Source organism: Actinomadura sp. ATCC 39365 (assembly GCF_054392275.1).
In genome coordinates this window covers 2,541,149-2,553,516 of record NZ_CP184335.1, presented here as the reverse complement: position 1 = coordinate 2,553,516, position 12,368 = coordinate 2,541,149, and the positions used below count along the sequence as shown (strand labels likewise).

Genomic DNA, 12,368 nt, shown 5'->3' with positions numbered 1-12,368 from the left:
GCTACAGCAGCCCGGCGGCGGCCAGCAGCTTGCCGACCCGGCCGGTCTCGTCGTCGTTCAGCGGGATCTGCGGCAGCGCGGTGAGCGGGCAGTCGATGACGCCCCGCAGATGCAGGGCGGCCTTGAACGCGCCCAGCCCCGCCGAGCTGCCGCCCATGCGGCCCGCACCGACCCGGACGATCTCGAACAGCCTGACCAGGCGTTCCTGCTCGGCCCTGGCCGCCTCCCAGTCGCCGCGGGTGGCGGCCCGGTACAGCTCGGCGTACCCGTGGGGGTCCACGTTGCCGAGGCCGGGCACCACGCCGTCGGCGCCCATCCACAGCGCGGAGTCCACGGTCACCTCCGACCCGGTGAGCACGCTGAACGGCGCCCGGCGGCCCATGATGACCTGGCGCAGCCCGCCGTCGTCGCCGCTGGAGTCCTTGACCCCGGCGAGCGCGCCCTCGGCGGCCAGGTCGAGCAGCAGGTCCGCGCTCAGCTTGGTGTGCACGCTGACCGGCAGGTCGTAGGCGTAGACCGGCAGGCCGGCGCGGGCGGCGATCGTCCGGAAGTGGGTGCGGATCTCCTCGGGATGGGTGCGCGTGTAGAACGGCGCGGTCGCCACCAGCCCGGACGCCCCCGCCGCCGCCGCGACGCGGGCGTGTTCGAGCACCCGCGGCGTGGTCATGTCGATCACCCCGGCCAGCACCGGCACCTGGCCGCCCACGTGCCCGACGACCGTGTCCAGCACCACCCGCCGCTGCGCGTCGGTCAGGTAGGCCACCTCCGAGGAGGAGCCGAGCACGAACAGCGCGTCCACCCCGCCCGCCAGCAGGTGGTCCACCAGCCGGGTCAGGGAGGCGGCGTCCACCTCGTGGCCGGGGGTGAACGGGGTGCAGACCGGGGGGATCACGCCGGTCACCGTCGCGGACCCGGCGACATCGGGATCTGTCATGAGTGCTCCTGGATCAGCTCTAGGTCGGTGGCTCCGGCCGCCACCGGGTGGTGGCAGTGGAAGAGGTGGTCGTCCCCGGCCCGCGTGGCGGCGGGCATCTCGGCCGCGCACAGGTCGTCGGCCCGCCAGCACCGGGTGCGGAACGGGCAGCCGCTCGGCGGCCTGGTGGCCGACGGCACCGCGCCCACCAGCGGGATCGGGGTGATGGGCGAGATCAGCCCGGGGGTGGCCGAGAACAGCGCCCGCGTGTACGGATGCCTGGCCCGCCCCGGCACCGACCGCGCGGGCGTCTGCTCGACGATCCTGCCCAGGTACATGGTGACCACGCGGTCGCTCATCCGGCGCACGGTCTGGATGTCGTGCGAGATGAACACCATCGCCAGCCCGAGCCGGTCCTTGAGGTCGAGCAGCAGGTTGAGGATCTGGGCGCGGACCGACACGTCCAGGGCGCTGGTGGGCTCGTCGGCGACGACCAGCCGAGGTTCGAGCGCGAGCGCCCTGGCCACGGCCACCCGCTGCCGCTGCCCGCCGGAGAGCTGGCCGGGCAGCGCGCCGGCCACTCCGGCGGGCAGGCCGACCAGGTCCAGCAGCTCGCGCACGCGGGCCTCGCGCTCGCCGGGGGTGCCCCGGCGGTGCACGTCGAGCGGGTCGCGCAGGATCCGGCCGACCGGCAGCCGCCGGTTGAGCGCCGTGGACGGGTCCTGGAAGATCAGTCCGACGCCGCCGCCGACGAGCGTGCGCCGCTCGTCCTGCTTCAGCGTCCACAGGTCGCGGCCGTTCAGGCGCACGGTTCCCGAGGTCGGCCGCTGCAACCCGACCAGCACCTTGGCCAGCGTGGACTTCCCGCAGCCCGACTCCCCCACGATCCCGACGGTCTCGCCGGGCGCGACGGTCAGCGAGGCGGCGGTCAGGGCGTGCACGCGGTCCCGCGCGAACAGCCCTCCCGAGCGGGCCTTGTGCACGACGTGCACGTCGTTCAGCTCAAGCACGTGTCTCACTCCCTGCGAGTTCGACCGCCGGGTGGTGGCAGGCCACCGCGTGCCGCCTGGCCTCTCCGGCCAGCACCGGGGTCTGCGTACGGCACACGCCGGTGGCCATCGGGCACCGGTCGGCGAACCTGCACCCGGCCGGGAAGTCGGCGGGCGCGGGCACCACGCCGGGGATCTGCGTCAGCCGCTCGGCCCCCGACTCCAGCGACAACACCGAGCCGAGCAGCCCCCGCGCGTAGTGGTGGGCGGGCTCGCCGACCAGGGCGGCGGTGGCGCCGGTCTCGACGATCTGGCCGCCGTACATGACGACGACGCGGTCGGTGACGTCGGCGACCAGGGCCAGGTCGTGCGAGACCAGGATCAGCGCGAACCCCAGCTCCTCGCGCAGCCGCAACAGCAGCTCGATGACCTGCGCCTGGACGGTCACGTCGAGCGCGGTCGTCGGCTCGTCGGCGACGATGAGCTTGGGGTCGCGCGAGAGCGCCATCGCGATCAGCACCCGCTGCCGCTGGCCGCCCGACAGCTCGTGCGGGTAGGCGGACAGGGTGCGGCGGGCGTCGAGGCCGACGAGTTCGAGCAGCTCGGCCGGGGTACGCCGGCCGCCCCTGCGGGTGAGCTGCCTGAGCTGGGCCCTGATGGTCATGGCCGGGTTGAGCGAGGACAGCGCGTCCTGGTAGATCATCGCCATCTCGTGGCCGAGCAGGCGGCGGCGGGCCCGGCGCGGCAGCGCCAGCAGCTCCTTCTGGTCGAAGCGCACGTGACCGCCGACCCGGGCCTGGCGCGGTTGCAGGCCCATGACGGTCAGGGCGGTCAGCGACTTGCCGCAGCCGGACTCCCCCACCAGGCCGACGACCTCGCCGGGCCACACCTCGAAGCCGACGCCGTCCACGATGTCCACGCCGGGGTCGAAGCCGATCCTCAGGCGTTCGACGCTGAGGATCGGCTGTCCTTCGGGCAGCGGGCGGGCGCGTCCGGCCAGCCGGCGGGCGGCCTCGGCCAGGCCGGGCAGCTCGACGACCTGGCCGGTGCCGGGGGCGGCCTGCTCGTAGGCGTCTTCCTTCTTGGGGGCGGCCCTGCGTACCGGGGCGGCCCAGGCGTCGGAGATGCCCTCGGACAGGATGTTCAGGGCCAGTACGGTGATCAGGATCAGCAGGCCGGGGAAGACCGTGGCCCACCAGCCGCCGAGCAGCACCAGGTTCTTGCCGTCGGCGATGACGCTGCCCCACGACGGGTTGGGCGGGCGTACGCCGGCGCCGATGAACGACAACGACGCCTCGAACACGATCGCGTCGGCCACCATCACCGTGCAGAACACCAGTACCGGCGCCGCGCAGTTGACCGCGACGTGCCTGAGCACGATGTACGGCGTGCGCGCGCCGATGACGCGCTCGGCCGCCACGTAGTCCTCGCCGTACTGGGCGATCACGTTGGCCCGCACGACCCTGGCCACGGACGGCATGTAGAGGAAGGCCATGGCCATGACCAGCACCGGGATGCTGCCGCCGAACACCGCGACCAGCACGGCGGCCAGCGCGATGCCGGGGAAGGCCATGATCACGTCGAGCACGCGCATGACGGTCTCGTCCACGACCCGGCGCGAGGTGGCCGCGACCGCGCCGACGACCGCCCCGGCGACCAGGGCGAGGCCGGTGGCGCCGAGGCCGATGATCAGCGACCAGCGGGCGCCGTACAGGAGCCTGGACAGGATGTCGCGGTTGGCGCTGTCGAGGCCCATCCAGTGCGCGGCCGACGGGCCGCCGCCGGCGGCCTCCTGGAAGTACGGCGAGTGCGGCGCGATCAGCGGCGCGAACAGGGCGGCCAGCACGACCAGGACGACGACGCCGACCGCCGGCCACGACGCCGCCGGAAGGCGACGGAAGGCGACGCCGGGCCTGGACAGGCGTTCGGTGAGTCCGCTTCTCATCAGGCGGCACTCCTCAGGCGGGGGTTGACCAGCAGGTAGAGGATGTCGACGACCAGGTTGACCACCATGAAGCCGATCGCGATGGTGAGCACGACGCCCTGCACCACGGCCGGGTCGCCGTCGCGCACCGCGTTGATCATGAGCTGGCCCATGCCGGGCAGGCCGTAGATCGTCTCGATGACCACCGTGCCGCCGATCAGGTAGCCGATGCGCAGGCCGAGCACGGTCAGCGGGTTGATGAGCGCGTTGCGCAGCACGTTGCGGCCGACCACGACGATCATCGGCAGGCCGCTGCCGATCGCGGTGCGCACGTAGTCCCGGTCCAGTTCCTCGACCATCGACGTGCGGATGATGCGGGTGAGCTGGGCGGCGATCGGCAGCGACAACGACAGCGCGGGCAGCGTCATCGACTGCAGCCAGCCGGTGAGGGAGTCGGCGGGATTGATGTAGCCGCCGGTCGGGAACAGCCCTTCGCCGACCGCCAGCCACTGGATCATCAGCAGCGCCAGCCAGAACGCCGGGGCCGCCACGCCGACCAGCGACACGACCCGGATCGCCTGGTCGGGCCAGCGGTCGCGGAACAGCGCCGCGGTCACGCCGAACACCAGCGAGAGCACGACCGCCACGGCCAGGCCGAGGAACGTGAGCTGCAGGGTCAGCGGCAGCGCGGTGGTCACCGACTCGACGACCGGCTTCTTGGTGAGCACGCTGGTGCCCATGTCGCCCTGGGCGAGGTCGGCGACGAAGCGCACGTACCGCAACGGCAGCGGGTCCAGCAGGCCGTTCTCCTCCTGGAAGCGGTGGATCTGCTCCGCGGTGGGGTTCGCGCCCTGGAAGTAGGCGTACTCGGGCTTGACGCCCGAGAAGCGCATCACGATGAACACGAACGCGACCACGCCCAGGACCAGCGGGATCAGGATGAGGAGCCGCCGCAGCAGCATCCTGAGTACGAGCGTCATGTCCTCTTGGCCTGCAGCAGGTTGATGCCGGGGTACGGCTGGGCGCGGATGCCGGAGAGCTTCTTCGGGTCCCAGGCGGTCATCAGCTCGTTGTGGACGACGGGGTAGAGCACGGCCTGCTCGGCGACCAGGTCCAGATATTTGTGGATCTGCTCGCTCTTCTTGGCCTTGTCCGTCTCCTTGCCGGCCGCGTCCATCATGGCGAACAGCTTCTCGGCGTCCTTGCTGCCGTCCCAGTGGCTGTACTTCATCCACAGGCCGCCGGGCACGTAGTTGTAGTGCAGGATCAGGTCGGCGTCCATGCCGAACTGGTTGGGGTTCGAGGCCGCCGCGACCACCTGGTAGTCCTGGAACTGGTCCATCTTGGTGAACAGCGCGGCCGTGTCCTGCGGCTCCAGCGTGGTCTTGATCCCGACGGCCTCCCAGGAGGCGGCGATGGTGGGCAGGCAGTCGACGATCCAGCTCACGTTGACGGCCATGAGGTTGACCGTCAGGTTCGTCACGCCCGCCTCCTTCAGCAGCGCCTTGGCCTTGTCGGGGTCGTAGTCGTAGACGACCGAGGCGCGCCGGTGGTCGGGGTGGCCCTCGTTGAGGAAGGAGCTGGAGGCCGTGCCGTGGCCCTTGAGCGCCACGTCGATCATCTTCTGCTTGTCGATGGCGTAGTGCAGCGCCTGGCGGACGCGTACGTCGTCGAAGGGTTTGGCGGCGGTGTTGAACATCAGGAACATGTGGTTCATGCCCTTGCCGCCCTCGACCGTGAGGCCCTGCTGCTTGAGCTGGTCGACGTTGGCGTACGGGATGTTGTCGGCGATCTGCGCCTCGGCCGAGCCGCCGGAGATCTTGGCCACCCGGGCGGAGGCGTCCACGATGGTCAGCCAGTTCATCTTCTTGACGGTGGCCGGGCGGGGGCCGTTGTAGGCGTCGAACGCCTCGAAGGAGGTGTTGGATTTGGGGTTGTGCGCCGCCTGCTTGTACGGCCCGGAGCCGACCGCCATGCCGCTCTTGGCCTTGTCCCACGCGCCCGCCTGGCTGAACACGTGCTTCGGCATGATCTTGGCGATGGTCAGCCGGGGCGCCGCGTCGGGGAAGGGGAACTTCAGGACCAGTTCCACGGTCCGGTCGTCCACCTTCTTCACCTCCTGGAGCCACGGCTTGAAGAAGTTGCCGGTCAGCACGTTGTCGGGGCCGAGGATGCGCTCGAAGGTGAAGACCACGTCGTCGGCGGTGACCGGCTGCCCGTCGTGCCACTTGGCGCCCTCGCGCAGGGCGAACGTCCACGACGTGGCGTTGGCGTCGGCGGGCAGCGCCGTCGCCAGGGCCGGGTACGGCTCCCGGGTGACCGGGTCGGTGTCGAGCAGCCCTTCGTAGACGTGACTGATCCCGGCCATCGCGAACGCCGACGCGGTCTGCGTCGGGTCCCAGCTCTGGTCGTTGCCGTAGCCGATGACGGCGGTGATCAGGTCTTTGTTCGATCCGGCGCCGACCGAGCCGGTCGAGGCCGGGCCTCCGGAACAGGCGGAGAGGGTGGCCGCGATGAACGCCGCCGCACCCGTGGCCCCGCTGTAGCGCAGGAAGTCACGGCGGCTGAACTCAGAGCTCACGGATGCCTCCTGGGGGGAACAGGTAGAACGTAGGACATCCCATGTCCTATCTTGTGCGTAACGTGGACGCTAAACGCCAGAGCGTCTTGAGGTCAACAGAGGATTTCCGGAATGTTACCTACGATGAAAGGAAGCTTCATGGCCGCAGTCCCGCGTCCGGCACGTCCCAGCCGGGCCGTCGAGGCCCAGGAGGGCGTCAAAGACCTGATCGTCAGGCGCGGGCTGGTCGCGGGTGACCCGCTGCCCACGGAGTCGGAGCTCATGGAGGAGCTCCAGGTCAGCCGCAACTCCGTCCGGGAGGCGCTGAAGGCCCTGCAGGCGGTCGGCATCGTGGACATCCGCCACGGCTTCGGCATGTTCGTGGGCCGGATGTCGCTGTCCGGGCTGGTGGACGAGCTGGCCTTCCACAGCCGCATCACCCTCCAGAACGGCCGCAACCACCTGGCGCACCTCATCGAGATCCGCGAGATCCTGGAGAGTGGGCTCGTCCAGCGGCTGATCGACCTCGGCCCGGAGGCCGACCTCGCCCCGGTGGCCGACGTCATGGCCCGCATGGACCACGAGTCGCAGGTCGGCGAGGTCTCCCCCGAGACCGACCGGCTCTTCCACGACCTGCTCTACCGGCCGCTCGGCAACCCGCTGGTCAGCCAGCTCCTCGGCGCGTTCTGGGACGTCTACCACCAGCTCCGCGACCACCTCGGCGCCCCCGACGAGCCGCCCGGCGACGTGGCCAGGCGGCACCGCGACATCTACGCCGCGGTGCTGGCCGGCGACCGGGCCGCCGCGGTGTCGGCCGTGTACGCGCACTTCGACGGCGTGCGCAACCGGCTGGCCCGGCTGGGAGGTCAGTCCGGGTAGCGGGCCACGCGCCTGGCCCACGGCCGCCGCCACTCCTCGTACCACTCGGCGAACCAGGGGTGGGGCGCGGCCAGCGGCACGATGTGGGTGACGGTCTCGTGGTAGTAGCGCTTCTGGAACCGCCAGTGGAGGCGCTGCAACTCCTGCACGTTGCTCACCCGGTCGGCCAGCTTCACCAGCACCGCCTGCGCCGGGGCCTTGGCCAGCGCGGCCAGGTGGTCGGCCTTCGCGCGCCCGGCGGGCCTGGTCACCCAGCGGACGAGCCCGGTCACCTCCGCGCCGAACCGCCGGGCCAGCTCCCGCTCGGTGCACGCGGTGTCCTCCAGCACGTCGTGCAGGACGATCGCGGTCAGCACGTCGGGGTCGCGCACCTGCGCCCCGGCCACCGCCACCTCCAGCGCCTCCAGCAGATGCTCCACGTACGGCCGCCCGGTGGGACGCTGCTGCACGCCGTGCTGCGTCCGGGCGAAACGCACCGCCTCGCGCAACCTCGTGACGGCCTGCGACGGGAGCGCCTCGGCCAGGGGGCCGGCGGCCTGGCCCCACGACATCCAGCTCGTGAAGATCTTCATCGGGCTCCTCTCGACGTCCTAGGCTGAGAATATGACCGAGATCGCCGTTCCCGACGGCTCGTGGACGTTCAACGGAGAGATGCTGCGCATCGTCCCTGGCGGCGACAAGGACGTCCACGAGCTCCGCAAGGTGCTCGGCGAGGTCGCCGTGCCGCTGGAGGCCATCGCGACGTGCGCGTTCGAGCCCGGCCGCAAGGGCGGCCAGCTCCGCCTTCGCCTGCGTTACGGCGCCGACCCCCTGTCCGACCTCGTCGCCGGATCGCTGGCCGCCCCCGCCGACCCGTACCGGCTGGCGGTGCCCAAGGAGCGCGCCGGCGCGGCCCAGTACTTCGCCGACGAGGTCCGCGACACCCTGGAGATCAACCAGACGCCCAGCGGCCCCTGCGAGCACTATCTCCTTCCCGGCCCTGCCATCCCCGTCTCGGCCACGGCGGGCGACGGCACGGCGATCTTCGACGGCGAGCGCGTACGCCTGGAATGGACGGGTTTCGCCAGCTCGGAGAAGGAACGGGCGGGGTCGCAGGAGTTCCCGCTGGCCGAGCTGGTGGGCGTGGAGTGGAAACCGCAGTCCGGCCTCGGCTACGGCACCCTCCGCTTCCGGCTCAAGGGCGACGGGCCCGGCGCGTCCCCGCAGAAGGACCCCCACTGCGTCTCGTGGGGCATCCAGCGCTTCGGCGGCGCGACCGCGCTGGTCGGCGCCGCGGTGCTGGCCCGGCTGCCGCGCGAGCGGCCCGAGGAGCTGGAGCCGCCGGCCGCCGGCGGCGACGCCCACGACGCGGTGCTGCGCCGCCTGGCCGAGCTGGGCGAGCTGCACCGTTCCGGGGTGCTGACCGACGAGGAGTTCGCGGCGGCCAAGCAGGCCATGATCCGCCGGCTCTGACCGGCGGACGGCCCGAAGGACAAGCCTCCGGGCCGCGGCCGGTCAGGCGGCTATCGGGTCAGCACCATCAGCGTGAAGAAGCCGGTGTACTGGCAGAAGTACGACAGGTAGGTGCCGTTCGCCTTGAGCTCCTTGCCCTTGGCGATGCACTTGGCCTCACTGCTGTAGTCGCCGTACTTGATCCAGGTGGAGGCGGCGGCCGAGGCGGCCGAGGTGGTGGCGGAGGCGGCGGGTGCGGTCATCGCGGTGCACGTCGCGGCCAGGGCGACGGCCGCGACGGAGGTGGCGGCGGCGCGGGTGAGCTTGGACATGGACATCCCTTCGGGGTCAGGGGGTCATGGCGGAGAAAACTAGATCATTTCCCGCCGTCATGATCATAATCATCCGCGCGGCGGCCCGCTGACGCCGCCTGGCCGAGCTGCACCGTCCCGGGGTGCTGACCGACGAGGAGTTCGCGGCGGCCAAACAGGCCATGATCCGCCGGCCTTAATCGGCTTGGCTGACGTCCGTCCCCTGTGGGACGGTTGAGCCGTGTCCGACCAGCTTCCCCGTACCGTGGACGAGGCCGTCGAGGCGGAGCGGAACGGCCGCCGGCTGCGCTACCTCTACTTCTGGGGCCACCGCCCGGCCCGCGACGGCGGCCCTGGCCGCGGCTGCCTGTCGCAGTGGTGGCCGGTGACGTTCACCGAGGGCGGCCACACCTTCGCCTCGGCCGAGCACTACATGATGGCCCACAAGGCGTGGCTGTTCGGCGACCACGACAGCGCCGGCCGGATCCTCCTGGCCGCGACCCCGGGCGAGGCCAAGAAGCTCGGCCGCACCGTGCGCGGCTTCGACGAGGCCGTGTGGGCGGCCCACCGGCTCGACATCGTCACCCGGGCCTCCCTCGCCAAGTTCGGGGCGCACCCGGACCTGCGGGAGTTCCTGGTAGGCACCCGCGCGCGCGTGCTGGTCGAGGCCAGCCCGCTGGACCGGGTCTGGGGCATCGGCCTGGCCGCCGACGACGAGCGCGCCGCGTCCGCGGCGACCTGGCGGGGGCTGAACCTGCTCGGTTTCGCCCTGATGGCGGCCCGCGACGAGCTGGACGCCTGATCAGGTCAGCACCTTGGTGATCTTCGCCAGGTCCAGCAGCCGGAACTCGGCGGGCTCGTGGCACCACACGTCGAGGTCGGCGCCGCGCACCTCCGGGCCGCTGACGGTGAGCTCCTCACCGTCGTGGACGATCCGGGCGGTGCCATGGTACTGCAGCTCCATCGCCACCCGTTCGCGGGCCTTGGGGGGCAGGGCGGTGGCGTACCGGGCGAAGACGTCGCGCATGCCGTGGTGGCTCGGCAGCGGCTCGCCGGCGGTGGCGACCAGCCAGGCGGCGGCGCGTTCCGGGCTGAGGACCGCCCGCTCGCGGCCGGACGGACGGGCCGGGGCGCGCCGGGGCGTGCGGCCGGTCACGGTGAGCGAGCCGTCGGCCTCGCGGGCGACCGGCGCGTAGCCGGCCTCCCTGAGCAGGGCCAGGGTCTGCGCCGGGTCGAGCGCGCTGGCCAGGACGGTGGGCGCCAGCAGGCGCGGACGCAGCTTGGCCAGCCTGCGATGCGCGGCCAGCTCGGCCAGCAGGGCCTCGTCGTCGCCGACCACGCAGCAGCCCACGGGGACCACGCCGATCTCGCCGTGCCGCCGCGCGACGTCGTGGACGAGGTACGTCAACGGCTGCGGCAGCGGGCCGGTGGCCACCTCGGCCAGAGCCGCGACGAGGCCGTCGGCGGTGTGGCCGGCGTCCAGGGCACGGCGCACCGAGGACGGGCCGAACCGCCACGAACCGCCGGGCTCGCGGTCGGCGGCCCGGTCGAGCACCTCCGCCAGGGCGGCGGCCGGAGGCCCGGTGACGACGGCGGTCAGGTCGGTCCCGAACAAGGCCGTCTGCCGGGCCCCCGCCAGCAGCCCCTCCGCGGCTTCGTCCACGCCCCCCGGCGCGGCCTTCTCACCGGCGCCTTCCCCGACGGACAGGGCGGGAAGGGTCGCCCGGAGTGCCAGGCCGGGCGGGCTGAGGGCGTCCGCGCCGACCAGTCCGAGCAGCCTCGACTCGGCCAGCACCGCCAGCACGACCTCGCGGCAGCTCTCCCGCTGCACCAGCGGGAGGTGCCAGCTCGCGGCCCGCGCCACCTCCTCCGCGTCCACCACGGACGCCGCGCCCGGAAGAAGGCCGAAGACCACCTCGCGGATGACGCTGGACGGCGTCCCGGTCCCGGCGGGGGCCGGGGAGGCGCGGCTTGCCGTCGTACCGGCGGGTGGGGCTGATCGGCAGCCGCCACCACGCCTCGACCAGCGCGACGTACCGGTCGGCGGGCGAGAGCCGCAACCAGGCGTCGAACCCCTTGGTCGGTGAGACGCCGGTGCGCCGCGTCTCGGTCGCCCGCCGCGTGCGCACCTGCGTGACCGGGTTGGCGCCCAGCAGCCCGGCGGCGTGCGTCAGATCCAGCAGCAGGCGGACCTCGTCCTCGTCGCAGCCGAGCCGGCTCGCCAGGCGGCGCACCTCCTTCACCCCGACGCCACCGCCCTTCAGCTCGGGCAACGGCTCCCCCGCCGCGGCCTGCAGCAGCGCCGCGGCCCGGTCCAGCAGGCGCAGGGCGGCCACGGACGCCTCGTGCGCGACCAGGTCGGCGGCGACCGGCCGCGTCCGGACCGCGGGCGGCCCGGACGGAAGCTCGACCCGGTAGTCGCGTCCGCGCAGCGCGAGCGCGACCTCCATGGGCATGACGTAGGTGCGCTCCCAGTCGACGCTCCAGATCAGGCCGTGGTCGGCGGCCCATTGCACCGGGGTCGCCGCGGGCCGCTGCCGGCGGTGGCCGCGTGCCGGGAACTCGTCGAGCACGCGCCCGGGGCCGCGCTGGAGGAAGTCGTCCAGCAGCTCACGGGTTCCGGCGGGGGCATGGGCGACCTGCCGGGCCAGCCGGTCGGGGTCGGCGAGGGCCGCCGTGATCGACTCGACCAGCACGGCCTTGCGGGCCGTCCCCCTGCCGCCCAGCCGCCGGTGCACGTCGGTCAGCTCGGCCACGGTGACGTGCGTCAGGACCGAGGCCAGGTCGGGACCGAGCCTCAGGGGCGTCGGCAGCACCGCGGGCAACCCGGCGGCCGGGTGCAACGACCCGCCCTCGCCCCGCCGTACGAGCGCGACGCGTTCGAGCCGGTCGATCAGCCCCGGCAGGTCGGCGCCGGCGGCCACCAGCTCGGACAGCGGCCGGCCGCTGCGGGCCGACACCAGGATCGCCTCCACCAGCAGCAGGCAGGGCAGCGGTGTCCGGGACAGCGCCAGGTGCACCGACTCCGGCGCGTCGAGCCGCTCGGCCAGCTCGGCCAGCCGCCGCGGCGGCACGGGCCGCAACACGTCGGGCCGCGCCGCCAGCAGCTCGGCCAGCCGCTCGCGCCCCAGCCCCGCCAGCCATCCCAGAAACGTCTCGTCCACCGCCCGATTGTCGCAAGCCGCGGGGAACGGAGGGGCCCGGAAAGCAGCGAAGCCGCCTGGTGAACCAGGCGGCTTCGGTGTGGTGCGCCGCCAGGGACTCGAACCCCGGACCCGCTGATTAAGAGTCAGCTGCTCTAACCAACTGAGCTAGCGGCGCAACAGGCTTAACTGTATCAGCCGCCGGACGGTGCCCGCAC

General features: G+C 72.7%; 12 protein-coding genes and 1 tRNA gene. 3 read left to right on the top strand and 10 right to left on the bottom strand.

Translation table 11 applies throughout. The annotated features are described in order from the left end of the window. Window position 1: 1 nt before the first annotated feature. The 5 genes from ACNF49_RS12830 to ACNF49_RS12810 are packed head-to-tail and all read right to left on the bottom strand — an operon-like array spanning window position 2 to window position 6,407. Entirely contained in the window at window positions 2-934 is a 933-nt protein-coding gene (locus ACNF49_RS12830; RefSeq protein WP_357972894.1) for a dihydrodipicolinate synthase family protein, read from the bottom strand. After that, window positions 931-1,923: an oligopeptide/dipeptide ABC transporter ATP-binding protein gene (locus ACNF49_RS12825; protein ID WP_482943777.1), complete on the bottom strand. Its 993-nt coding sequence runs from the start codon at window positions 1,921-1,923 to the stop codon at window positions 931-933. Before ACNF49_RS12825 ends, ACNF49_RS12830 begins: the two co-directional genes overlap by 4 nt. Next, window positions 1,916-3,847 carry a dipeptide/oligopeptide/nickel ABC transporter permease/ATP-binding protein gene (locus tag ACNF49_RS12820; protein WP_482943776.1) on the bottom strand — a complete coding sequence of 644 codons (1,932 nt, stop codon included), beginning with the start codon at window positions 3,845-3,847 and terminating at the stop codon, window positions 1,916-1,918. The genes ACNF49_RS12825 and ACNF49_RS12820 overlap by 8 nt, the downstream gene beginning before the upstream one ends. Then, window positions 3,847-4,806 (bottom strand): ABC transporter permease, encoded by a 960-nt coding sequence (locus ACNF49_RS12815; RefSeq protein ID WP_482943775.1) that lies wholly within the window; start codon window positions 4,804-4,806, stop codon window positions 3,847-3,849. Before ACNF49_RS12815 ends, ACNF49_RS12820 begins: the two co-directional genes overlap by 1 nt. Further along, on the bottom strand, window positions 4,803-6,407 hold the full coding sequence (locus ACNF49_RS12810; protein WP_357972905.1) for an ABC transporter substrate-binding protein: 1,605 nt from the start codon (window positions 6,405-6,407) through the stop codon (window positions 4,803-4,805). The genes ACNF49_RS12815 and ACNF49_RS12810 overlap by 4 nt, the downstream gene beginning before the upstream one ends. A 138-nt stretch (window positions 6,408-6,545) precedes the next feature. Between ACNF49_RS12810 and ACNF49_RS12805 the strand changes: the two genes are divergently transcribed. Next, window positions 6,546-7,265: a FadR/GntR family transcriptional regulator gene (locus ACNF49_RS12805; protein WP_357972908.1), complete on the top strand. Its 720-nt coding sequence runs from the start codon at window positions 6,546-6,548 to the stop codon at window positions 7,263-7,265. On the opposite strand, the gene ACNF49_RS12800 is transcribed toward ACNF49_RS12805, so the two are convergent. Continuing rightward, the gene (locus ACNF49_RS12800; protein WP_357972911.1) at window positions 7,253-7,837 is read right to left on the bottom strand and encodes an HD domain-containing protein; all 585 of its coding nucleotides are present in this window, start codon (window positions 7,835-7,837) and stop codon (window positions 7,253-7,255) included. The two genes, ACNF49_RS12805 and ACNF49_RS12800, sit on opposite strands and share 13 nt — an antisense overlap. A 31-nt stretch (window positions 7,838-7,868) precedes the next feature. Here ACNF49_RS12800 and ACNF49_RS12795 point away from each other — a divergent pair, with 31 nt between their 5' ends. After that, the gene (locus tag ACNF49_RS12795; protein WP_482943774.1) at window positions 7,869-8,717 is read left to right on the top strand and encodes a DUF4429 domain-containing protein; all 849 of its coding nucleotides are present in this window, start codon (window positions 7,869-7,871) and stop codon (window positions 8,715-8,717) included. Between the two features lie 50 nt (window positions 8,718-8,767). Here ACNF49_RS12795 and ACNF49_RS12790 read toward each other — a convergent pair whose 3' ends face one another. Further along, window positions 8,768-9,028: a hypothetical protein gene (locus tag ACNF49_RS12790; protein ID WP_357972917.1), complete on the bottom strand. Its 261-nt coding sequence runs from the start codon at window positions 9,026-9,028 to the stop codon at window positions 8,768-8,770. Between the two features lie 220 nt (window positions 9,029-9,248). Here ACNF49_RS12790 and ybiA point away from each other — a divergent pair, with 220 nt between their 5' ends. After that, entirely contained in the window at window positions 9,249-9,809 is a 561-nt protein-coding gene (gene ybiA / locus ACNF49_RS12785) for a riboflavin biosynthesis intermediates N-glycosidase (protein ID WP_482943773.1), read from the top strand. Here the strand turns inward: ybiA and ACNF49_RS12780 are convergent, their stop codons facing one another. The 3 genes from ACNF49_RS12780 to ACNF49_RS12770 all read right to left on the bottom strand — a co-directional run bounded on the left by ACNF49_RS12780 (window position 9,810) and on the right by ACNF49_RS12770 (window position 12,328). Continuing rightward, on the bottom strand, window positions 9,810-10,670 hold the full coding sequence (locus tag ACNF49_RS12780) for a helicase-associated domain-containing protein (RefSeq protein ID WP_482943772.1): 861 nt from the start codon (window positions 10,668-10,670) through the stop codon (window positions 9,810-9,812). 19 nt (window positions 10,671-10,689) lie between these two features. Next, entirely contained in the window at window positions 10,690-12,171 is a 1,482-nt protein-coding gene (locus ACNF49_RS12775; RefSeq protein ID WP_482943771.1) for a hypothetical protein, read from the bottom strand. 80 nt (window positions 12,172-12,251) lie between these two features. Beyond that, window positions 12,252-12,328: transfer RNA gene (locus ACNF49_RS12770), tRNA-Lys, on the bottom strand. Window positions 12,329-12,368: the final 40 nt, after the last annotated feature.